General features: G+C 41.2%; 23 protein-coding genes and 6 pseudogenes. 17 read left to right on the forward strand and 12 right to left on the reverse strand.

Annotated elements, in window-relative coordinates; genetic code table 11:
- On the reverse strand, positions 1-254 hold a 254-nt coding region (locus ACF1X7_RS09120), incomplete at its 3' end, for an IS3 family transposase (protein ID WP_411162692.1).
- A 53-nt stretch (positions 255-307) separates the two neighbouring features.
- Positions 308-559: a transposase gene (locus ACF1X7_RS09125; protein ID WP_411162693.1), complete on the reverse strand. Its 252-nt coding sequence runs from the start codon at positions 557-559 to the stop codon at positions 308-310.
- 85 nt (positions 560-644) lie between these two features.
- On the opposite strand from ACF1X7_RS09125, the gene ACF1X7_RS09130 reads away from it, so the two are divergent.
- The 3 genes from ACF1X7_RS09130 (at position 645) to trxA (ending at position 2,198) form a co-directional block, all read left to right on the forward strand.
- A complete protein-coding gene (locus tag ACF1X7_RS09130; RefSeq protein ID WP_259772178.1) occupies positions 645-770 on the forward strand; it encodes a hypothetical protein in 126 nt (41 codons plus the stop codon).
- 342 nt (positions 771-1,112) lie between these two features.
- On the forward strand, positions 1,113-1,781 hold the full coding sequence (locus ACF1X7_RS09135) for an ArsR/SmtB family transcription factor (RefSeq protein WP_411162700.1): 669 nt from the start codon (positions 1,113-1,115) through the stop codon (positions 1,779-1,781).
- A gap of 99 nt (positions 1,782-1,880) precedes the next feature.
- Positions 1,881-2,198, forward strand: a complete 318-nt coding sequence (trxA, locus tag ACF1X7_RS09140; protein ID WP_035186853.1) for a thioredoxin — start codon at positions 1,881-1,883, stop codon at positions 2,196-2,198.
- A 91-nt stretch (positions 2,199-2,289) separates the two neighbouring features.
- Here the strand turns inward: trxA and ACF1X7_RS09145 are convergent, their stop codons facing one another.
- On the reverse strand, positions 2,290-3,522 hold the full coding sequence (locus ACF1X7_RS09145; protein WP_411162694.1) for an ArgE/DapE family deacylase: 1,233 nt from the start codon (positions 3,520-3,522) through the stop codon (positions 2,290-2,292).
- Positions 3,523-3,675: 153 nt separating this feature from the next.
- On the opposite strand from ACF1X7_RS09145, the pseudogene ACF1X7_RS09150 reads away from it, so the two are divergent.
- A pseudogene (locus ACF1X7_RS09150) lies at positions 3,676-3,885 on the forward strand (acyltransferase); the annotation flags it as partial.
- A 1-nt stretch (position 3,886) separates the two neighbouring features.
- Positions 3,887-4,633 carry an SDR family oxidoreductase gene (locus ACF1X7_RS09155; RefSeq protein WP_039099454.1) on the forward strand — a complete coding sequence of 249 codons (747 nt, stop codon included), beginning with the start codon at positions 3,887-3,889 and terminating at the stop codon, positions 4,631-4,633.
- A 209-nt stretch (positions 4,634-4,842) separates the two neighbouring features.
- On the opposite strand, the pseudogene ACF1X7_RS09160 reads toward ACF1X7_RS09155, so the two are convergent.
- A pseudogene (locus ACF1X7_RS09160) lies at positions 4,843-6,214 on the reverse strand (IS3 family transposase).
- A 175-nt stretch (positions 6,215-6,389) separates the two neighbouring features.
- Here ACF1X7_RS09160 and ACF1X7_RS09165 point away from each other — a divergent pair.
- Together ACF1X7_RS09165 and ACF1X7_RS09170 are read left to right on the forward strand one after the other, a co-directional pair.
- Positions 6,390-8,921: a M1 family metallopeptidase gene (locus ACF1X7_RS09165; RefSeq protein ID WP_411162695.1), complete on the forward strand. Its 2,532-nt coding sequence runs from the start codon at positions 6,390-6,392 to the stop codon at positions 8,919-8,921.
- Between the two features lie 42 nt (positions 8,922-8,963).
- A pseudogene (locus tag ACF1X7_RS09170) lies at positions 8,964-9,779 on the forward strand (Cof-type HAD-IIB family hydrolase).
- 42 nt (positions 9,780-9,821) lie between these two features.
- On the opposite strand, the pseudogene ACF1X7_RS09175 reads toward ACF1X7_RS09170, so the two are convergent.
- The 4 genes and pseudogenes from ACF1X7_RS09175 to ACF1X7_RS09190 all read right to left on the reverse strand — a co-directional run.
- Positions 9,822-10,559: pseudogene (locus ACF1X7_RS09175) on the reverse strand (family 1 glycosylhydrolase); the annotation flags it as partial.
- Between the two features lie 81 nt (positions 10,560-10,640).
- Positions 10,641-11,561: an IS30-like element ISLsa1 family transposase gene (locus ACF1X7_RS09180; protein ID WP_411162696.1), complete on the reverse strand. Its 921-nt coding sequence runs from the start codon at positions 11,559-11,561 to the stop codon at positions 10,641-10,643.
- A 149-nt stretch (positions 11,562-11,710) separates the two neighbouring features.
- The gene (locus ACF1X7_RS09185; protein ID WP_039098944.1) at positions 11,711-13,405 is read right to left on the reverse strand and encodes an oleate hydratase; all 1,695 of its coding nucleotides are present in this window, start codon (positions 13,403-13,405) and stop codon (positions 11,711-11,713) included.
- Positions 13,406-13,445: 40 nt separating this feature from the next.
- Entirely contained in the window at positions 13,446-13,574 is a 129-nt protein-coding gene (locus ACF1X7_RS09190; protein WP_256365456.1) for a hypothetical protein, read from the reverse strand.
- Between the two features lie 299 nt (positions 13,575-13,873).
- On the opposite strand from ACF1X7_RS09190, the gene ACF1X7_RS09195 reads away from it, so the two are divergent.
- Genes ACF1X7_RS09195 through ACF1X7_RS09205 form a run of 3 tightly spaced genes read left to right on the forward strand, consistent with a single transcriptional unit; the run spans position 13,874 to position 15,174 of the window.
- Positions 13,874-14,734 (forward strand): aldo/keto reductase, encoded by an 861-nt coding sequence (locus ACF1X7_RS09195; RefSeq protein ID WP_064776858.1) that lies wholly within the window; start codon positions 13,874-13,876, stop codon positions 14,732-14,734.
- Between the two features lie 21 nt (positions 14,735-14,755).
- Complete coding sequence (locus ACF1X7_RS09200) at positions 14,756-14,941, forward strand: MerR family DNA-binding transcriptional regulator (RefSeq protein WP_237023222.1); 186 nt, start codon at positions 14,756-14,758, stop codon at positions 14,939-14,941.
- On the forward strand, positions 14,914-15,174 hold the full coding sequence (locus ACF1X7_RS09205; RefSeq protein WP_411162697.1) for a hypothetical protein: 261 nt from the start codon (positions 14,914-14,916) through the stop codon (positions 15,172-15,174). Before ACF1X7_RS09200 ends, ACF1X7_RS09205 begins: the two co-directional genes overlap by 28 nt.
- 43 nt (positions 15,175-15,217) lie before the next feature.
- Here ACF1X7_RS09205 and ACF1X7_RS09210 read toward each other — a convergent pair whose 3' ends face one another.
- Together ACF1X7_RS09210 and ACF1X7_RS09215 are read right to left on the reverse strand one after the other, a co-directional pair.
- Complete coding sequence (locus ACF1X7_RS09210) at positions 15,218-15,733, reverse strand: GNAT family N-acetyltransferase (protein ID WP_164905628.1); 516 nt, start codon at positions 15,731-15,733, stop codon at positions 15,218-15,220.
- A 21-nt stretch (positions 15,734-15,754) separates the two neighbouring features.
- A pseudogene (locus ACF1X7_RS09215) lies at positions 15,755-16,204 on the reverse strand (MarR family winged helix-turn-helix transcriptional regulator); the annotation flags it as partial.
- A 280-nt stretch (positions 16,205-16,484) separates the two neighbouring features.
- Here ACF1X7_RS09215 and ACF1X7_RS09220 point away from each other — a divergent pair.
- From ACF1X7_RS09220 to ACF1X7_RS09250, 7 genes and pseudogenes are all read left to right on the forward strand, one after another.
- Entirely contained in the window at positions 16,485-16,712 is a 228-nt protein-coding gene (locus ACF1X7_RS09220; protein ID WP_116843722.1) for a hypothetical protein, read from the forward strand.
- Positions 16,713-17,024 carry a glycosyltransferase gene (locus ACF1X7_RS09225; RefSeq protein WP_237023220.1) on the forward strand — a complete coding sequence of 104 codons (312 nt, stop codon included), beginning with the start codon at positions 16,713-16,715 and terminating at the stop codon, positions 17,022-17,024.
- Positions 16,978-17,148 (forward strand): glycosyltransferase, encoded by a 171-nt coding sequence (locus tag ACF1X7_RS09230; RefSeq protein ID WP_411162698.1) that lies wholly within the window; start codon positions 16,978-16,980, stop codon positions 17,146-17,148. Before ACF1X7_RS09225 ends, ACF1X7_RS09230 begins: the two co-directional genes overlap by 47 nt.
- Positions 17,149-17,166: 18 nt before the next feature.
- Positions 17,167-17,637 carry a hypothetical protein gene (locus ACF1X7_RS09235; RefSeq protein WP_237023218.1) on the forward strand — a complete coding sequence of 157 codons (471 nt, stop codon included), beginning with the start codon at positions 17,167-17,169 and terminating at the stop codon, positions 17,635-17,637.
- Positions 17,638-17,756: 119 nt separating this feature from the next.
- Positions 17,757-18,541, forward strand: a protein-coding gene (locus ACF1X7_RS09240) for an IS5 family transposase (RefSeq protein ID WP_411162699.1) whose coding sequence is annotated in 2 segments (ribosomal slippage) — positions 17,757-18,009 and positions 18,009-18,541 — 786 coding nt in all. Because the reading frame shifts where the segments join, the coding sequence is not laid out codon by codon here.
- A gap of 6 nt (positions 18,542-18,547) precedes the next feature.
- Positions 18,548-18,646, forward strand: a pseudogene (locus ACF1X7_RS09245) (hypothetical protein); the annotation flags it as partial.
- A 764-nt stretch (positions 18,647-19,410) separates the two neighbouring features.
- On the forward strand, positions 19,411-19,905 hold the full coding sequence (locus ACF1X7_RS09250; RefSeq protein ID WP_064776861.1) for a hypothetical protein: 495 nt from the start codon (positions 19,411-19,413) through the stop codon (positions 19,903-19,905).
- 464 nt (positions 19,906-20,369) lie between these two features.
- Here ACF1X7_RS09250 and ACF1X7_RS09255 read toward each other — a convergent pair whose 3' ends face one another.
- A complete protein-coding gene (locus tag ACF1X7_RS09255; RefSeq protein ID WP_271260009.1) occupies positions 20,370-20,495 on the reverse strand; it encodes a hypothetical protein in 126 nt (41 codons plus the stop codon).
- Positions 20,496-20,710: 215 nt separating this feature from the next.
- Positions 20,711-20,885 (reverse strand): integrase core domain-containing protein (locus ACF1X7_RS09260; protein WP_411162701.1); only part of this gene is annotated, 175 nt, incomplete at its 5' end.

Here is a 20,885-nt window from a genome sequence, read left to right on the forward strand (position 1 = left end):
TTGACGGTAACGGAGTGGCTATCCAGTTCCTTCATGAGCCGGGAAATCCGTCGTGGACTGCACCGAAGCTGCAGTGGTTGAAGTTCCAGATTCAATTCATGGTGGATCTTCATAACACCGTATCGCTGCTTAAATTCCGCAAAGATCCGCAGAATCCGTTGTTTCAAGCCCGCATCTTCGGCCCGGCGTTTTGAAGGTTTGGGGGATCGATAACGATAATACTGAGCTCTGGAAACACCGAGGATTCGGCACATCTTGGTTACCTGGTGGTGATGGCTTTCTTGGTGAATGTAATCAAAGATATTGGTTACTTCTGCGCAAGGAAGCCCAGGGCTTTTTTTAGGATTTCGTTCTCCTCAGACAGCGAAGCCAGTCGCTTTTCCATCGCTTTGATTTCGTCTGGCGATTTACCGGATTGAGTTTTGGCCTGGCCCTGGATCCACTTATGAACTGTTGAATAGCCAATGCCATATTCTCTGGCCAGTTGGGCAACTGATTCGCTTTGCTTATATAGGTTGATAATGTTTTGTTTGAATTCTTTGTCGTAACGAGTTGGCATGTAAAAATTCCTTCCTTTTGAGAGATGATTTATTCATTATACCCTCTCTTAAAAGTTGTCTCAGGAATCAGCTTACATCCATCCAATGCCAAAGACCTATCAAGAACTAATGAAATTGGTTGAAGCAGGAATCGAATATTTTAATCACTATAATCGTTCAACACAAAGAAACGGCCTTACTCCAGATGAATACTGGAATAAAGCCGTTTAGGAACATATTAGATTTTATATTATTTCATCCGGCAACTTGACAGGACCCTAGTACATAGCTTGAGTGGTGGTTCTTTTTTTATTTTAGACATTAGTTCATTTAATTAGGAATTCAGATAGGGAAATATACTGAAATGAACGTAACTGATAAAGTCGGTCAAGAGTGGCAATTTATACTAATTTTTGAAATTACAGATAAAGAAGCTAATCAGGGCACCGTTGATTTGAAGAAAGCAATTAACTGAGGTGTCTTACTTTAATTGCCTAGCTTGTTTAGTTGACCCACTTGTCTAGAAATGTTAAATTGATTCTATTCAATAAAGGCGTTGATTATTGGGAGGCGATGAAAGTGGATGAACGCATTACAGAATACCGGGATGCGGTTTATGAGCAGGTGGTCAAAGTCGGGAAGTCGTTAGGGAACGTGACGCGTCTACAACTGTTGAACATTCTTGCGCAAGGCCCCAAAACGGTGGAAGTCTTAGCCAGTACAGTCGGCTTAAGTGTCGCTACCGTTTCACGGAACCTGCAAATTTTGAAACAAACAAACTTAGTGGCGATTGAACGCGAGAAGAATTTTGTTACTTATCGTTTAAATTCAGAACGGGTCAAACAATTGGTAACCCTCTTGGTTGATGTCTGCGAAGAAACTTTGCCAGAGATGACGATTTTGGAAAAAACACTCGCGCAAGAAACAGGTGCCCCCGAAGCGTTAACTGGTGACGCATTGAAAACGAAATTAATGGCAGACGATGTGTGTTTGATTGATTTGCGTCCCGCAGATGAGTTTGCAAGTCAACACTTACCAGGGGCACGCAATGTGCCATATGATCAGTTGGATCAACGATTAGCTGAGCTCCCCAAGGATAAAGAAGTGGTGGTTTATTGTCGTGGTCGTCTATGTGCTTACGCCAATGTTGCCAGTCAACAACTACAAGCTGCTGGGTTTAAAGTGGCAACGTTTAATCAATCAGTGTGGGAATGGTTGCGAGTTATGACCGAAACGGAATAAGATGAAGCGTCCTTTTTGACGGCACGTCCCAATGGTGGTATATTATGAGTAATTCAATGAAATCGTTGAATGATTTTCTTGAAAAGAAAGGTGATCGCAATGGCAACACAAATTCTAACTGAAGCAAACTTTAAAGATGAAGTTCAAGAAGGGGTCACATTAGTCGATTTCTGGGCAACATGGTGCCCACCATGTCGGATGCAAGGCCCAATTGTCGAAGAACTAGCCGACGATTACGCGGGTAAAGCTAAAATCGCCAAAGTTGACGTTGATCACAACCAAAACTTGGCGGCTGAATTCGGCATCCAATCAATTCCAACCTTGTTGGTCATGAAAGATGGCCAATTAGTGCAACAAATGGTTGGGTTACAACGGAAAGAAACATTAGCACAAGAAATCAATACTGCCTTAGCTTAAAAATAGCTTGAAGGCGTATCACGATTAAATAATAACATCATCCGATAAGCTCTTAAGTAGGGCATATATTAGGTGATGTTTTTTTGTGTTGTTATTTTAAGTAATCCAGCATAACGGCTTTAAAGAAGTCGATGTGTTTGAGGTACATTTCTTCATCAACATATTCGTCAATCATGTGGCTAGTATCATTGCCGGGGCCGACAACTGCCACTGGTAAGTCAGGATTGTGCTTAGCAAGGTGGGCGGCGTCGGTACCGCCAGCAACGTGCATCAGTGGATAAGCTTGGGATAACTTTTGTGCCCCGATTTTTTGAACAGCTTGAATGAATGGTGCTTGTGGATTGCTCTTAACGGGTGGTTGGTTATTAATGACGGTCAATTCCAGATTCATGTCTGCCTGTTGATTGAGTTCCGCAATGATGGTATTGAGGTCAGCAATCACTTGGTCGCCAGTTAAGGCGGGGGTTGTACGAACCCGACAAGTAAGTTCTGCGTGACCGGGGACCAAATTAATTTGTTCACCACCGTTGATTAAGGTTGTGATAGGCACGATATCGCCGAGGACATCATCAATAGGATGTTTCTGATCGAAGTATTGTTTTTGCCGATTGTAGTAGGCAAGCAAATGATCAATTGCGTTAATACCGAGTGCGGGCATTGAACTGTGCGCGGTTTTACCAGTTGCCGTCACTTTAAAATCAAGGGAACCGTTATGGGCGAAAATTAAGAAATGTTGTTCATTGGTTTGATTAGCCGCAAGGAGTTTTTGGGCCGTTTCTGTGGGGAATTTGTCGGGGTTATTTGCCAAGGCTTGTTTATCAACGCCAGATGGTTCGGCAACTAATAAGGCTGTTAAATCATCGGCATAGCCTTGAGCGGTTAAAGTTTGCGCACCAGTTTCGTTCTTTTCTTCATCGACGGTTGCGAGTAGTTTGATTTGGCCGTTTAAAGGAACATGTTCATCGTGTAATTCGATCATTGCAATCACAAGCGCAGCCAGACCAGACTTCATGTCGGTTGCGCCTCGACCGAAGAGTTTACCATCGCGAGCGGTTAGAGTGAAGGGATCACTCGTCCATTTGCTGCGATCACCGATGCTGACGACGTCCATATGATCAGTGACACCGAGGAATTTGTCGGTTGCTTCGCCTAGATAGGCCACTAAGTTTTCGCGGCCTGGTTTAGAAGCCACTTTTTCAGTATGGATACCATGTTGTGCGAATAGATCGGCTAAGTAGTCGGCAATCACACCTTCTGCTTGGTCTGTTGTATCAATTGAGACCAGTTTTTCTAAAATTGCGATTTTTTCAGTTTTTTCCATCATCAAAAGACCTCCAGATAAGATTCAATATGCATTATAGAGCCCCTATTTTGGGAAAGCAACGGACATAAATTAAGCAATTTCGCAAATCAAGTGGGTTAAAAAAGCCGTCACGCTTAGCGTGGCGGCTTTTTATTGGTCTGGTTGTAAAAGCCTGACCGGCGCGGTTTATTCGTTAAACCAGTGCATATCAAACAGAACGCATGGATTGGTGCCGGCGCAACGATTTCACCGGGGGTGACGGTCGGTGAGAATGCGATTGTCGCTGCTAACGCCACGGTCACCAAAGATGTACCAGACAATATGATTGTTGCCGGAACGCCAGCGAAAGTCATGCGTCAAATCAAATTAGAAAAGGAGTTTTAACATGTCAATTCAAAATAAAGTCGTGATCATTACAGGTGCCTCATCAGGGGTTGGGGCAGCAACTGCCAAATTATTAGCAAGCAAAGGGGCTAAGGTTGTTTTAGCAGCTCGTCGTGAAGATCGTTTACAAGCTTTAGCATCAGAAATCGGTGCAAATGCGATTTATCAAGCAACGGATGTGACTAATCGTGATCAAATGGCGAGCTTAGTCCAATTGGCGCTTGATCATTTCGGTCGCGTAGATGTTTTATACAACAATGCCGGCGTCATGCCACAAGGAAACCTGAGCGAACGCGATTATGATCAATGGCAAAAGATGCTCGATATCAACATCATGGGCGTTTTAAACGGGATCGGTGCGGTCTTACCAACGATGCAAGCCCAACAAGATGGTTTGATTATTTCAACTGATTCGGTTGCCGGACATGTGGTTTATCCAGCTTCTGCCGTTTATAACGGGACTAAATATGCAGTGCGCGCTATTATGGAAGGCTTACGCCAAGAAGAAAAAGATAACGGCATTCGTTCAACAATTGTTTCACCAGGGGCTGTTAAAACAGAATTGGTGAATACGATTGGCAACCCTGCTGTTTTCGAAGGGGTTAAGCAATTAATGGATGCACCAGAAGAATCAGCGTTGGCCCTCAATCCAGAAGACATTGCCAACGCAGTCTTATATGCGATTGACCAACCAAAACATGTAGTGGTTAGTGAAGTCTTAATTCGCCCAGCTAAACAACAAGTTTAAGAAAAGTGGGCGACTAAGCGGGTAGTGCGTGCGGATTAGCCTAAGCAGGCGAATAACTGATGCAGTCAGTGGTTTGACTGATGTAGCTAAACATAAGGCATTGCTTCGACGAGCGCGTTTCAAAATGGTATTTAGTAACTGAGCATAAAAAAATCACCTTAATCTGTTTTTAAGATTAATGAAGTGAACCCCAAATATTGGACGAAACTTTAAGTAGCTTTCTGGGTTGTAAAAATTCGATATTCAATCGGACTTTTACAACCCAGTTTTGTTTTAATTCTTGAAAAATTATAATCATCAATCCAAACCGATATTTGTGAAACTAGCGTTTCATAAGTATCGGTTTCTTTTTGGTAGAAAGCTTCGGCTTTCATAATATGGAAAAAACTCTCCATTGCTGCATTATCTAAACATGTTGCTTTGCGAGAAATACTTTGAAAAATGCGATGTTTTTTCAAGATATGAGTCCAATCTTGATGCTGGTATTGAAATCCTTGATCTGAGTGGACTGTTGTCCGGTATTTTAAATTCTTAGGGATTTTCTTAACTGCTCGATTCAAAACAGTTGTAGTAAATTCAACAGTAGGGGGTTTACTAACTTGATGGCTGAGAATTTCACCTGAGAATAAATCATAAATACATGTGAAATAGGCGCGTTCATCAATTGCCTTGGTTCCCTAGCGAACTTCAGTAACGTCTGTTACTAGTTTTTGATAAGGACGATCAGTGAAGAAACACGGTTGATTAAGTTCTTAGCAACGGTGCCAACATTGCCTCTATATGAATTATATTTACGAGTACGTTTGTTAAATGCAGTTGATAGTAATTGCAGTTCTCGCATTAAGACAAGTACTTTTTTATGATTTACTAAGATATTCATACGATGTAATTCACCAGTTACACGACGATAGCCGTACGCTGGATGATTCTTCTTGATTATTTGGATGGTTTGTTTAACAGATTGGTCAGATGAACCGTTCGGTTCATGACTAATAATGTATTCATACGTACTTTTGGCCATACCAACTATTTTTAGAATTTTTACTAGTTTGGGTTTAAGCCTTAGCTCTTGGATGACTTGCGCTTGTTGTTTTCTTCTTCCTGGACTAAGGCTCTTAATTTTTTTAGGTATTCATTCTCGATTTGTAGCAATTCATTTTCTTCTCTAAGACGTTCTAACTCTGTTTGTTGCCGTTTTTTTGATTATTTATCAGCTGACATAATTGTTTGCCGTCCTTTGGAACGATATAAGGCATCAGCACCCTCAGTCTCCCAAATATGTTGCCATTGCCAGGTGGTCCCGACATTTGAGATATTAAAATGAAGTGCGGTTTTCGGATAAGAAGCCTTATTCGTTTTCATTCATTTTAAAATATTCATCTTAAATGAGCCATCAAATGTTTTTTCGGGTGATAGGACATCTAGTCCTTTTGGGCCAAAGGCCTTATAACGTTGAACCCACGAGACAACTAGTGAGTTACTCTTAATACCATATTTTCTCGCTATTAATTTATAACCTAAGGGTGACGTTAGATAATCCTGAACAACTTTTATTTTTAATGTTTTAGAATATTTGGTCAATATAAAAACCCCCGATATTGGATTTTGGTCCAATATCGGGGGTTCACTTCATAAGGTGATTTTTTTAATTAAGTGCAACCAAGCTGATAATCAAAATATGAAATGGATGACAACAGCTTTTTTAGGCTAAAAGTCGTATAATGACAGTATTCTAAATGAAATTGGAGATCATAATATGGCAGAATTGATGCGTTTTTATCAAAGCTTTCAACCGGAACATTATCAAGTTTTTCTAGATATTAATCGGGCTCAAAAACAATTTAGTGGTCGGACGACAATTACGGGGACTGCTAAAGAAGCACTTGTTTTAATTCATCAGAACGGTTTAGTGATTGAAACAGTGACGGCTGCAGGTAAGAGTATGCCGTTTACAGTTGATAATGACGCAAATGCCTTGAAAGTCGAAGTCGGCCAACCTGGCGAAGTGACTTTGGTAATTGCCTATACTGCCGCTTTAACGGATTCAATGATGGGCATCTATCCTTCTTATTATCAAGTCGATGGGGTGCAAAAAGAATTAATCGGCACGCAATTTGAAACCAATTTTGCGCGGCAAGCTTTCCCATGTATTGATGAACCAGAAGCCAAAGCGACTTTTGATTTAGCGGTTAAATTCGATGAGCACGAAGGCGAAACGATTCTGAGCAACATGCCTGAAAAAGAAGTCATCGATGGCGTTCACCACTTTGAAACAACGGTCCGGATGTCAACGTACCTTGTGGCCTTTGCTTTTGGTGAATTGCAAGGGGTTCAAACCAAAACGGAGAGCGGCGTGCAAGTTGGCGTCTTTGCTACTAAGGCACATCAAGCAAACGAGCTCGATTTTGCATTGGACATTGCTAAACGGTCAATCGAATTCTTTGAAGACTTCTACCAAACACCCTATCCATTACCCCATTCATGGCAGTTGGCATTGCCAGACTTTTCGGCCGGCGCGATGGAAAACTGGGGCTTAGTCACTTATCGGGAAGCTTATTTATTACTCGATCCTGATAATACTGCCTTGGATACGAAACACCGCGTTGCGACTGTGATTGCGCATGAATTAGCACACCAATGGTTTGGTGATTTAGTAACGATGCAATGGTGGGACGATCTTTGGTTGAACGAAAGTTTTGCCAATATGATGGAATACGTCGCAATCGATGCGTTGCAGCCGGACTGGCATATTTGGGAAAGTTTCCAAACCTCGGAAGCAGCGGCAGCCTTACAACGTGACGCGACTGATGGGGTCCAATCGGTGCATGTGCAAGTCAATAATCCAGCCGAAATCGATGCGTTATTTGATGGCGCAATCGTGTATGCCAAAGGCGCCCGGATGCTCGTGATGGTTCGCGCTTTAATCGGTGACGATGCTCTACGCGCTGGTTTGAAAGCTTATTTTGCAGCACATCAATTCGGAAATGCGACTGGCGTTGACTTGTGGGCAGCACTGGGGCACGCCGCTAACTTAGATGTTGGGGCCATTATGCATTCATGGCTCGAACAACCAGGTTATCCAGTGGTAACGGCCAAAGTCGTTGACGGACAATTAACGCTTAACCAACAACAATTCTTTATCGGTGAGGGTCAAGAAGTTGGGCGTCAATGGCAGATTCCATTGAAGAGCAACTATGCGGCAGCCCCATTATTGATGACTGACCGTGAATTGGTACTCGGTGATTATGCTCAATTACGCGCCGACAATGGGCAACCATTCCGCTTAAACGTGGGGAACGAATCGCATTTCATTGTTCATTACGATCAAACATTATTAGATGATATTTTAAATAGTAGTGCTAACATGGCACCAATTGGACAACTGCAACTACTGCAAGACTTACGCTTATTAGCTGAAGGACGTCAAATTTCGTACGCAGATGTTGTGCCTGTTTTAGCACCTTTTGCCAAGAGTGATTCAAATGTCGTGGCAGATGCCCTTTACACGGTTGCTGGTAACTTGAAGAAATTTGTGACACCTGGTGAAGAAAGTGAACAACACCTACGTCGATTCTTCGACCAATTGAGTAAAGCGCAAGTTGCGCGCTTAGGTTGGCTGGTTCAACCGACTGATAGCAATGACGATCAGTTAATGCGCCCAACTGTTTTAAGCGCAGCCTTGTATGCTAAAAACCAAGCAGCCATTGATGTAGCCCATACTTTATTCCAAGCGAACCAAGAAAAACTGGTCACCTTACCAGCCGCAATTCGGGTACTGGTCTTGATGAATGAGGTCCAAAACTTCGGGAATGCCGCACTTTATGATCAGCTCTTAGCAGCTTATCGCCAAACGAGTGATGCGAGCTATAAGAATGATTTGACTGCGGCCTTAACGCGCACGACTGATCCTGAATTAATTGCGACCTTAATTGGAAAATTTGAAGATGCCAGCACCATCAAACCACAAGATTTGCGGGCTTGGTTCCGCGGATTACTCGCCAACGACAAGAGCCAACAAGCAACCTGGGATTGGATTCGCAACGATTGGCAATGGCTAGAAGAGACAGTCGGCGGTGATATGGAATTTACAACGTATATCACCTCGATTGCCGCAATCTTTAAAACCCCAGAACGGTTGGCAGAGTTCAAAGCCTTCTTTGAACCTAAGCTCAACACCCCAGGCTTAACCCGGGAAATTACGATGGATATTAAAGTCATCGAAAGTCGGGTTGCATTGATTGAAGATCAAAAAGCAGCGGTTAATGAAACAATTGCCAAACATATGTAGTCGAACGTTGTGCAAGTTAAATTCAATTTGAGGAGTTTTGAGATGACGATTAAATTAGTCGCGATTGATATTGATGATACATTATTGAGTTCACAGCACCAAGTGCTAGCCAGTACGAAACAACAAGTTGCTAAGGCCCTGGAACAGGGTGTGAAAGTCGTTTTGTGTTCCGGACGCCCATTAGCTGGCGTGGTGCCCTTTTTAAATCAACTAGGGATTGCCGGTGATAATCAATACGTGATTACGTTTAACGGCAGTATTATCGAAACGGCGTCTGGTAAAATCTTGAAAGAAGCTGGCATCAGCCGAGAAACCTACTAAGCGATTGATGACTACTCGCAAGCAACGGGCTTACCGTATAATGTGCTCGATCAAAATAGTGTGATTTATACGAGTAATGTGAATGTTGCACCAATGACGGTGGTGCAAGCTTGGGAAAACGAAGCTGGTATTCATATTCGCAAACCGAATGAAATCGACGCGGCCACGAAGATGGTCAAAGCGGTCTTTACAGGGACCAGCGAACAGTTAGATGTACATGAACCACAGGTACACGCGCAATTTGGAACTGATAATTATGTTGTTCGTGCGGCTGACCTCTTTTTAGAAGTGATGCACGCTGATGTTAATAAAGGCAAAGCAGTGCAATACCTCGCGAATAAACTTGGATTCGCGCCGGATGAAATCATGGCGATTGGCGATGAGAAAAATGACATCCCAATGTTCCAATTTGCCGGTACTGCGGTGGCAATGGGTAACGGTTCAGCTGAAGCAAAGGCACACGTTGACTTTATTACTGCTGATAACGATTCGGACGGGATCGCCCAAGCATTTGATCAATTTATTTTTAAAGTATAATCAAAAAGCCCCTGACTTTTGTCAGGGGCTTTTTCTTCGATATTATAGGTCTTCACCATTGCTAGCAATGACCTTTTTGAACCAGTAGAACGATTCTTTGCGACTGCAAGCGAGTGTCCCGTTGCCGTCATCATCTTGGTCAACATAGATAAAGCCATAGCGTTTAGACATTTCAGAAGTTGAAGCGCTGATTAAATCGATTGGCCCCCACATTGTGTAGCCCATCAGATCAACGCCATCTTTAACGGCTTCTTTCATTTGTTCGATATGCTTGCGCACGTAGTCAATGCGGTACTCGTCGTGGATTTGGCCGTTCGCGTCAACCTGATCGATTGCGCCTAAGCCGTTTTCGACGACGAAGAGAGGCACACCATAGCGTTCCCAGAGATTGTTGAGGGTAATCCGTAAACCAACGGGATCAATTTGCCAGCCCCAATCGCTAGCTTCGAGATACGGATTTTTTTCGCCGAGAATTAAGTTGACGGCTGTTTTTTCGCCAGCGGGTTTCGCTGAGCTGACCATCGACATGTAATAGCTAAAGCTTAAATAATCAACTGGGTAGTCCTTGATTAGTTGTAAGTCATCAGGCGCCATTTCAAGTGTGATGTTGTGGTCGTTGAAGTAGCGATTCATGTAGTTAGGATATTCGCCACGGACTTGGACGTCGGTGAAAAAGAGGTTCAATTCATCGTCTTGTTGTGCTTGGCGCACATCAGCGGGGTTCGGTGTTTTAGGATAACTTTGCATCCGCGCTAACATTGAACCGATTTTAGCATCGGGCATTAGGCTCCTATGTCAAGAATCCGGACATAAAAGTACGAACAAATTTGACTTTCAATTTAAATTAGGCAAATTACAAGTTTAATCCGAACAAGCCCGGAATCTTTCAATGGCAGTCTGTTGATGATGTATTTTTAATGGTCGTTGATTAATTAGTTCAAGTGCTGCTAGGATCTCATCAGTCGTTACTTGGCTAAAATTGGTCTTTTTCGGGAAGAACCAGCGTAACCGTCTATTAAAATATTCATTGGAACCTCGCTCCCATGGTGAATGTGGATGGCAAAAATAAACTTTGATCTGATAACCCTGTTCTAAGGCCTGATAATTGGCAAACTCTTTACCATGATCAACAGTAATGGATTTTACTTGGGGACCGAAGGCCCCCATAAACTTACCAAAAGCGATGTTTAGAGCCTTAGCCGTTCTATTAGGGGCTTTTATGGCCCATAGAAGTCGGGTCTTACGTTCTACGAATGTAACCAGACATGATCGTGACTCACTTCGACTAGAAAGCACCGTATCTACTTCCCAATGACCAAAAGCTAACCGTTGATTAACAGTTGTTGGCCGTTGTTCGATGGAAGTCCCACTTGTAAATTTCCCACGATTTTCGCTCACTCGGTGCTGGCGGACATTCCGATTGGGTAGATCAGTCAATTTGAAGGGGAGCCAGCCACGATTAAGCCAATTATAAATTGACGCAGTGCTCAAGTTATAAGCGGCCGCAATGGTTTCTGGTGACCAGGTTAATCGTAAGTGATTGGTAATTAAAGTCGCTAATGCTGCCGTCAGCATCGAACGACGACCGCAATTCCGCCTTTTGCGATCTGCATCTTGCTGAGCTAATTCTGGATCATAAGGTTTAACTCGGTCCAACTCATAGCTAATCGTAGCTTTGGCGACGCCTAAGGCGTCAGCCATTACTTGGTAAGATTTATTCCCCTCATTGACCAGTTGTGCTAGTGCGCCACGTTGAAAACGTGATAAAGTAGATGTACCCAAAGTAATCACTCCCTATATTGGTTGGAATTAGCTACTACCATTGTAAGTGATTGCTTTGGGCTTTTTAATTTCTGTTCGGATTAATTATAGAATTTGCCAAAGAAAAAAAAGCGCGGTAGATTTGTAAAAATCTACCGCGCTTTTTTGGATTAAGCAAACATTTTCTTAGTTGCGCGCATCAATGTCTTGATGTCTCGATCATAACGTGGTGTATCGACTAACTTGGCCATTGGAATGCCAGCGAAGTGATAAGCTGCAATTTCGCCAGAACGAACAGCACTTTGTTCAGTGAAAATCATCTGATAAGGTTGTTCAACGAATTCACCAGTGAAGGCTAAGTTGGTTGAATGTTCGGGGATGACTTCTGGACGGTCAGTTTTGGCACGATTATTAAAGAGTGCTGAAGCATATGGCATATAGACAGGAATGTTATTGATGACACTGTCCATAATTTCAGCTTCTTTTTCACGAATATTGATTGGGCCAGGATCAACTTTTGATAGTTGGCCAATTAATTCTTGAAGCATTTCCTTACCCGTCATTTCGATGTAAGGTTTATCCACAAATTCACCGTTACGACGTGGGTAGAGGAAGTAACCCCAGATAACCGCTTCGTTTGGTTTTTGCGTTGTGAAGTGTGGTTGATGGTGAACAACAATCGACATATTCACATCTTTTTGACCAAGTGGTGTGATTGGTTTCGTTGATAGGAACGAATTCAAAGCATTCCCAGGAATTTGCGTTGTAATCCGTTCGATTTCGTTTAATAAAATATGATTCTTAGTCGTTAAAGTGAAGCTGACCCACTCACTGGCATTGCGGTCAGCGAAGAATTTATCGGGATTACCAAGATTATAGAATTTAGAAGCGACTTGTTTCCACAGACCGGCAGCAGCACCATAATCCATGTTTTCAGCTGCTGGTGTATTATAATCGCCAAGTGTTGCGGAATCGGTAATTGACCCGTTTGTGAAGATGACCGCTGTGTCGTCGTCCACCGTAACGTGTTCAACTTCATCTGTCTCAGTATTAGTCATTGTCATACCAGTAACCGTAATTTCATCGGTCATCTGAGTCTCTTTAAAGTCTAAGTCAGTAATCCGTCGATTGAGGATAATGTGACAACCTTGCGCTTTTAAGTAGTTAATCAGCGGCAGCATGATACTTTCGTACTGATTGTAACGTGTCCGGTTAACACCGACTAAGTGTTCAATCTGAGTGAATTCATAAATCATTTGGTGCATGTAACGGCGTAATTCTTGTGCGGAACTTTGGGTTCTGAAAGCAAAGGTGGTTTCCCACATGTACCAGAAGTTTGTTTGAAACATATGTGGATCGTCCTTGAAGTATTCGGCAATTGAAACGTTGTCTAATTTTTCTTCTTCAGAATCGGGCATCATAATCAATTTGGTCATTAATAACCGATCCTTATTATTAAAGCCGAGATGACCAGCATCCAAAATACCTTTACTACCTTCTAATAAACGTGCTTTGTCGAATGTGCGGTGTTGAGCATCGAATGAACGGGTATCTTCTTCAGCCGTCATATTGGGTTCAGTTGCTGAAGGAATCCGACCTAGAAGATCCATTAAATCGACATAAGTCCGATAGTTAAGCATCCGCCCACCACGTGCAACGTAGCCCTTAGTATTTTCGAGAGGATGGTTTTTATTCCAATATTCATCGGTTGTTTCGGAAACTGGTGCCCCATCGTTTGAACCATGGTCATCTAATGAATAGAATGTAATCGCATCGCCAGACCAACCGCCTTCTTGAATTAAATAGACTGCTGCGGCCATGTTAGAAAGGCCAGCGCCAATCATAATTGCTTTTTTCTTAATCATATGAAAAACCTCCTAGATTCAGTTTAGAAATGACGAGTGACTAACGGCTTTCGAATTTTTCGTAATCCACAGAATCGTCTCTAAAAAGTTCCATTTTCTTAGCTAATAAACAAGCACTGGTTGCTGTAACACCTACAAAAATAAGGCTGCCTAATAGAAATTTTTTCATGTTTCTCGCTTCCTTCCATTAACTACTTTTGATATCTATATTATACCGCGAATTCCTAAAATAGGAAGATAAAACCCTTACATAGGAATTATCAGTGGTCATGATACGATTATTGATGGGATTAGGCCGCTAAAAATCAGAATAGTTAAGTTTAGTTTAAGGCTCTTATTAGTCAGGCATAATTCCTAGGGAAGCACTAACGGATTTAAAAAAAGTGATAGGCCCCCAAATAATGGTTGACCTCAAGTCAGCTTGAGGTTGTAAAGTAGTCTTATTGATTAGAAAAAGGAGACTTTTAAATGCAAAAATTATCTGCCTTAACAGCCCCAATGACCTTAAGCAACGGTGTTACCATTCTAGGATTAGGGTATGGGACATATCAAACACCAAATGAAGAAACGAAAAAAGCGGTCTTAGAAGCTTTATCAGTTGGCTATCGGCATATTGATACAGCTGCCGTTTACGGCAACGAACAAGGTGTTGGTGCCGCTTTGAAAGAAAGTGATATCGCGCGTGAAGACATCTTTGTGACAAGTAAGCTATGGAATACAGAACGGGGCTATGATGCTACGAAAGCTGCCTTTGCACAAACAATTGCAACGTTAGGTGTTGACTATTTAGATTTATATTTAATTCATTGGCCAGCTAACACTAAACAATTTGAAGCCAAAGATGCTGAATTAAATGCTGAAACTTGGCGTGCAATGGAAGATCTATATAACGAAGGGAAGATCCGTGCAATTGGTGTGTCGAACTTTATGCCCCATCATTTAGATGCACTCATGAAAACCGCCGTTATCAAACTAATGGTTGATCAAATCGAAGTCCATCCGGGCTGGCCACAAGCAGAAGCTGTGCGTTATAATCAAGCGCATGACATCTTAGTCGAAGCTTGGGCACCACTTGGTGAAGCCAGTGCGCTTTCGAATGAAACGATTGCAACAATTGCGACGAAGCACGGCAAAACGGCAGCGCAAGTTTGCCTTCGTTGGGGGATTCAACAAGGTGTGTTACCATTACCTAAATCAACTCATCAAGAACGAATGGCGCAAAATACCGATATCTTCGATTTTGAATTAACAGATAGTGAAATGACCCAAATTAGTGCTTTGGAAAACTTAGGCGGTCAATGCATGGTGCCAGATGACGTTGATTTTTAAGCAAGTATAAGGAAGGTTAATATGGCATTATCAATTGGCGTAGTCGCCCAACAATATGATTTGAGTATTCCGACACTACGGTATTATGAAGAACAAGGATTATTACCGTTTATTAAACGCAGTCCGGCTGGTCGGCGTGAATTCCGGCAAGCTGATTTAGACTGTTTATGTGATATTGAATGTTTGAAAAAAAAGGTATGCAGTTAAAAGATATTAAGCAATACATCGATTGGCGAACTGCAGGTGATGAAACTTTGGACCAACGCTTGGCGTTGATTCAACAACGGCGGCAAATGTTGGCTAACGAGATTGAATCACTGCAAGCAGAATTGACGAAGCTAGATCATAAAGAATGGTATTACATAAAGGCAATTGAAGCCGGAACAGAATCCATTTTTACAGCTGACTGTGATACAGAATATGAACGTGCGCATCAATAATCGAAAAAAGAGGTAACCTGATAGGTTGCCTCTTTTTGTGTGTTTAAACGGTTAATGTTTTTTGCATAATCAGATCACGTTGTGCGTCGCTTCCGAGTTGGAAGATGTGATCACCAACTTGGCTGAAGCCGAGGTTTTTGTAAAAGTTAAGTGCAGCAGTGTTGTGTTCCCACACGCCGAGCCATACGTTAGTTTTATGGAATTGTTGCGCCACGGCTAGTGCATGGTTAATTAGTTGTGTTCCCAAACCAAGTCGCTTAAAGGACTGTCGAATATAGATACGTTCAATCTCCAGTGAATCCGGGGCAGCTTTTTCAGTTTGTGCGCCATCAATGTTGAGCTTTAAATAACCAGCGACTTCGCCATCTTGATAAATAAAATAGAAGAACGAATCGGGATTCTCGAGCTCGCTAGTTAATCGGTCTGTATTATAAGCTTCTTCTAAGTAGTTAGCGAGATCTTCTGCTGCATTTTCAGCGCCAAAAGTTGCTGTGAAAGTTTCACGGCTGATGGATTGTAAGTCAGGTAGTTGGTTTAATGTGACAGCTTGAATTGGCATTGTGATGCCTCCTTTGCTGTAATAGTGTCGGACGTGTCCCTTTTTGACAAAATCCCAGTTTGCGGCAACGTTGGCACTAACTTTGTTTAGGAGTGCTTCAAGATTATGGGCCTCGTCGATCGTCAGTCCAGTCAGTGCCATTTGATTTGAATAATCGTTTTCAGCTTTGATGGCGGGATAGACGGCTCGACCGGCCTCGGTGAGATAGAGATGTTTGATCTTACGATTGGTTTTGTCAGGGTGTCGTTCAACTAAACCATGCTTAATTAATTGTTGAACGGCGCGCGTGACTGTTGCGCGGTCGACTTTTAATAATTCACCTAGACGTTCTTGAATGATCCCAGGCTGTTCTGCAATGCGGACTAAGTAAAGGTATTGCCCGCGGGTTAAATCATACTGTTGGAATTCAATATTAGCAATGGATTCCAACGCGCGGGCTATAACCCCGATTGGGCGGAGAATTTCAGTCATGATGGCATACCTCATTTCGATAAAAATAGTATAAAATATTTTTGTTGCATTTACAACAAAAATAAAGCTTCGATTCGTTAAGTACGCCAAAAAATAAGAATATAATTAATTCTCGATGTGGAATATACGCTTTCATTTTAAAATTGATAAAATTTCAAATAAATATATTTAATAATGTGAACCTGATGTGCTATTGTATTGGTTGCAGAGCAATTGATTGTCCGTGATGAAGTTGGCGTCTATTAAAATCGAACAACAATAAGGACTGGGTGAAGACTACATGGCTTTTTCAGATTACATAACAAGGATACTCATCTACACAATTGTGTCGTATCCAATCGTCGGGGGATTATCTTTCATTGTTTCCAGTCTTTATTACTGGTTATTTTTAGAACGCAAAGATATGCCACGTTACTTAGAAAAAGGGACGCCATTCATTACTATTTTAGTGCCTGCACATAATGAAGAAGCTTCGATTGAATCGACAATTGAACACCTTGAAGAGTGAATGAATTATCCAACCAATCAGTATGAAGTGATTGTGTTCAACGATGGTTCAACCGATCAAACAGGTGCTATTTTGAATCGGTTGCAGATTCGGTATGGTGAGAAGCGCTTACGTGTGATTACGATCATTAATAATCGTGGGAAAGCCGCTGGGTTTAATATTGCACTCGGATTTTCAAAAGGCCAATTTTCATTATCGAATGATGCCGATTCTAAGCCGGAAGTGGATGCATTGTGGAAATACATGCACTATTTCGAACGAGAAGGTGGCGATCTTAGATGTTGGGGGTTGGCAAGCGGAACAACCAACTGAGGATATCGCTATTTCTTGGGATATGCAGGTGCATGGTTGGCAAGCGTATTTCGCACTACATATTCGCTTTTTTATGGATGTGCCTGAAACACTGCCTGAGTTGGTCAAACAACGGAGACGGTAGACTGCCGGTGGGATTCATGTGTTGTTAACGAAATCGATGGATGTCTTTAGACACCCGATTGAACATTTGGCAATGGTACCCATTATTGTTGATTACAGTTTAAGTGTTATTTGGTCGCTATTTTTCTGGTTAAGTATGATTGCGTTTGTTGGTGTTCAGGTGTTGTGCTTGGTCCAAGGGGATTGGTCACGTCTAATTACCAATTTCTGCTTTGCAGCGATTTTTATTTCAATTGAGATTGTGGTGGGCTTAATTCAGTTGATTATGGCATCTTACTTTAATGACCGTGGACGATCATTAAAGTATATTGCGTTTGCGCCATGGTATATCCTAATCTATTGGATGGTGAATACTTTCACCGTGGCGGTTGAAATCGGACCAACGATTATTCAGATTCTTAAAGGCGAGGATGCTGGCGTTTGGAAGTCACCAAAACGTTCGGTAGAGGTCGTCGCTAAGACAAAAGAGGAGGGCAATCAAGATGACTAAATCAGACTATATCACGCATCAAGTGAGTGAGGCATCGTTGACGAATGATTGGTTTTTTACTAAGAACCTGTTTAAAATCTAGCTAATTTGGTATGATAGTTCAAAAAAGGTGATCAGTAATGAATTATCCCAGTAATATTTCTCGCCGACAATTTGAACTAGTCCGTCCCATTTTAGAAGGTGCACGACAATCAACCAGACCACGGAAATATGATCTTTACGACTTATTTTGCGCGGTGGCCTATGTTTTAAAAACCGGCTGTCAGTGGCGGCAGTTACCAGTTGATTTTCCTCGTTGGCAATCGGTTTATTATTATTATCGAGTATGGTCTGAAGAACAAGTCCTTGATGAACCTTCTATTTTGGATCAATGCTTAAAAAAATTGTCTTTACCCTACGGGAAAAACAGTCACGCTCGGCTAAAACATCTTTTATAATAATTGACGCCCAAAGTGTTAAAAATACTGATACCGCCAAGCATCATGGTTACGACGGTGGTAAACGAATATCTGGAATAAAACGTCACTTAGCTGTTGATATTAACGGTTTGCCACAAGCAATCCATATCACTACTGCCAATGTTTCTGACCGTGATGGGGCTAGTGCCATGCTAGCGCTAAACTGTGAACATTTACAACAAGTTAAATCAGTTCTTGTTGATAGTGGGTACACCGGGGACAACTTCGCCGCCACTGTTCAATCCAATTTAAAAGCCACCGTACAGGTGGCTAAACGCAATGAGCTACATAAATTTGAAGTGTTACCACAACGCTGGATTATTGAGCGTTCTTTCAGTTGGTTAGATAAATGTCGTCGGCTCTGGAAAAATTGTGAGCGGCACCTTAATTCAAGTCGCCAAATGATCATTCTCGCTTTCTTGATATTACTCTTAAAAAGATTTTAAACAGATTCTAAGAAAGAGGGCTATACGAAAAAAAATATCGCAAAATATCTTAAAAAGGCTATTGAGCAATATCTGGTGACAGTGAAGATTCAGGATAGATCGTAAAAGAATGGTCAAGTTGGTAAATATAACAACTTGAATTAAGATTGAAAGTTGCTATGATTAGAGTTGATAAAATATTAGCCACGCTAATGATTGATATTTTATCAATTATGTTTCAACTCACTTAGTGAATATTGATGTTTCATAAACGCAAAAAAATGGACTAAGTAGTCTACAGCTACTTAGTCCATTACTTCGGTTGTTAAGTATACTTATACTGGTTTGCGGCAATTCACAAAACTTGGTATAATTAACTCAACAATTGAAATAACGTTTGCATTACTTTAACTACCAGGAAAAAGTAATGCAAACCAAGTAGTGCTGTTTCACTACTTTATAAACGTTAAGTCCTAGCTTTTATAAGTTAGGGCTTTTTGTTTAGTTTATTTCTCATTTATTCACGTTATTTATATTTGAATTGTAGCACTTAGCCATAGTCAAAACAAACTAAGTTCACTTGGTGCGACTGCTTCGGTCGGCTCGTGGTTGAAACCAAAAGGCGATTGTTGCGACCATACAATAATATGTGATGAATAGTAAAAGCAGTGTGTGCTTTTCCATAGGCTCGTTTACGATTTGCAGGGGACTTGCCCCAACCATTCCTAAAACGCTCATAGGAAACAATAGAATGTGAATTAAGCGGCTTGCTGACCGACTATAATTTGTAGCTTTTTTAAGCTGAATTTTATTTGACACCCCCCTTATTAGTAACTAACATGAAGTGTAGATTAATAGTTTAACAATTTTTTAGGAAGAGGGTCTGCTGAATGAAAAGCCTTATTAAATTTGCTGTATCTGCCTCATTATGTAGCTTACTAGGAACAACTATTTCCCCTGTATTAAATGTAAAAGCCGCCGAAAACTCTACTACTGTTTCCAACACAAACTCCTCAGATGAAGATTTCAACAGCATGTATTCGCAACTAACTACTGAAAAGAAACAGGAATTCAATCAACTTGTTGCTGATGGTAATTTTAGTCAAAGTGAACAATTAGAAATCCTAAAAAGCAAAATTTCCAATGACAAATCTGATCGCTTACGCGGAATCAAATTAACTATTGTTAAAAAAATTGCGTTGTATGTAGCAAAGTATACTGGACGGAGTATTGCCTCTAAACCACTAAAGTCTTTTGTCAATTACTTAACAAACTTTGAGGGTAAATCTGAAACAGGGATTCGTAATGGACTAATAAAATACTTACATTTCAACAAGACAGCGGCATATTGGACCGCTAGAACAATTGTCTTCATCTATCTTTAAGGAGAAATTTGAATGGATACTAGCACAATAGTAATTGTTATATTATGTTTAGCATTGCCTATAATCACCCCTTCTAACCAATGGTTAATAGCGCATAAATTAACCTATCTACCCTTGATTTTGGGTGGCGTATTCCTATTATTCATGATAACTCTCACATTAATTATATCTGGTTCCCTTTTTAATTGGTACGACTACTGTATTGTCATTTTATTCTGTTTATACGAAAGTTGGAAGATACTAAAATAGTTTTGTAACTGACATTTATACTTTAAGTCCCGCCAAGTAGTCATTTGCGTAAAGCAAACTGACCACTTGGCGGGACTTGTTTTGGGGAACCAATTGTGTACCAAGCATACTCCCCCCTCCTATAATTTATAAATATTTGGCCATATAAAGAGTAGGGTTACTTAGCCCTTACGATAAATAGTTACTTTGTCACTATTTATTTTTCCATTTTTTAATTACCTGTGGATACTACTATGACGCCCTTTTTTACGATTGTGGCGTTTCTTTTTTTCTAATTCATATTCTAAGTCGTCTTGTCCGTCTTGTTGTTGGTCTTGACCGTTGCTATAAAGTAGCACCATTAACGCATCAGATAATAACTTGTTTAGATAATCAGACGGCTTTGTTTGGCTCCTATGTCAAGAATCCGGACATAAAAGTACGAACAAATTTGACTTTCAATTTAAATTACTTAATTTAATTTTCGGAGGCCGAAGTTTTAGCCCCGTTCAGATTTTAAAAACGCTTTAGAGTATATTAAATAAGCCCCAACATTATTGAATTTAATAGCCTGTAGCTACGCTACAAGTGAAATACGATCACTGCTATACCAACGAATATAGTTATCAATTCCGGCGATTGCTTCATGAATTGTCTTAAAATCTTGGAAATTAACGTATTCACGTTTCAAAATTGAATGAAAACTTTCAATTCGCGCGTTATCGCCGGGCTGACCCTTTCGGGAGTAAGAA

Source organism: Latilactobacillus sp. VITA-14 (assembly GCF_046580785.1).
Lineage (GTDB): Bacteria > Bacillota > Bacilli > Lactobacillales > Lactobacillaceae > Latilactobacillus > Latilactobacillus curvatus.

Bases quoted from the DNA above. Each gene is read 5' to 3' on its own strand.
- ACF1X7_RS09125 (WP_411162693.1), bottom strand. From the start codon at position 559: ATGCCAACTCGTTACGACAAAGAATTCAAACAAAACATTATCAACCTA.
- ACF1X7_RS09130 (WP_259772178.1), top strand. From the start codon at position 645: ATGCCAAAGACCTATCAAGAACTAATGAAATTGGTTGAAGCAGGAATC.
- ACF1X7_RS09135 (WP_411162700.1), top strand. From the start codon at position 1,113: ATGAAAGTGGATGAACGCATTACAGAATACCGGGATGCGGTTTATGAG.
- trxA (WP_035186853.1), top strand. From the start codon at position 1,881: ATGGCAACACAAATTCTAACTGAAGCAAACTTTAAAGATGAAGTTCAA.
- ACF1X7_RS09145 (WP_411162694.1), bottom strand. From the start codon at position 3,522: ATGATGGAAAAAACTGAAAAAATCGCAATTTTAGAAAAACTGGTCTCA.
- ACF1X7_RS09155 (WP_039099454.1), top strand. From the start codon at position 3,887: ATGTCAATTCAAAATAAAGTCGTGATCATTACAGGTGCCTCATCAGGG.
- ACF1X7_RS09165 (WP_411162695.1), top strand. From the start codon at position 6,390: ATGGCAGAATTGATGCGTTTTTATCAAAGCTTTCAACCGGAACATTAT.
- ACF1X7_RS09185 (WP_039098944.1), bottom strand. From the start codon at position 13,405: ATGATTAAGAAAAAAGCAATTATGATTGGCGCTGGCCTTTCTAACATG.
- ACF1X7_RS09190 (WP_256365456.1), bottom strand. From the start codon at position 13,574: ATGAAAAAATTTCTATTAGGCAGCCTTATTTTTGTAGGTGTTACAGCA.
- ACF1X7_RS09195 (WP_064776858.1), top strand. From the start codon at position 13,874: ATGCAAAAATTATCTGCCTTAACAGCCCCAATGACCTTAAGCAACGGT.
- ACF1X7_RS09200 (WP_237023222.1), top strand. From the start codon at position 14,756: ATGGCATTATCAATTGGCGTAGTCGCCCAACAATATGATTTGAGTATT.
- ACF1X7_RS09205 (WP_411162697.1), top strand. From the start codon at position 14,914: ATGTTTGAAAAAAAAGGTATGCAGTTAAAAGATATTAAGCAATACATC.
- ACF1X7_RS09210 (WP_164905628.1), bottom strand. From the start codon at position 15,733: ATGCCAATTCAAGCTGTCACATTAAACCAACTACCTGACTTACAATCC.
- ACF1X7_RS09220 (WP_116843722.1), top strand. From the start codon at position 16,485: ATGGCTTTTTCAGATTACATAACAAGGATACTCATCTACACAATTGTG.
- ACF1X7_RS09225 (WP_237023220.1), top strand. From the start codon at position 16,713: ATGAATTATCCAACCAATCAGTATGAAGTGATTGTGTTCAACGATGGT.
- ACF1X7_RS09250 (WP_064776861.1), top strand. From the start codon at position 19,411: ATGAAAAGCCTTATTAAATTTGCTGTATCTGCCTCATTATGTAGCTTA.
- ACF1X7_RS09255 (WP_271260009.1), bottom strand. From the start codon at position 20,495: ATGGTGCTACTTTATAGCAACGGTCAAGACCAACAACAAGACGGACAA.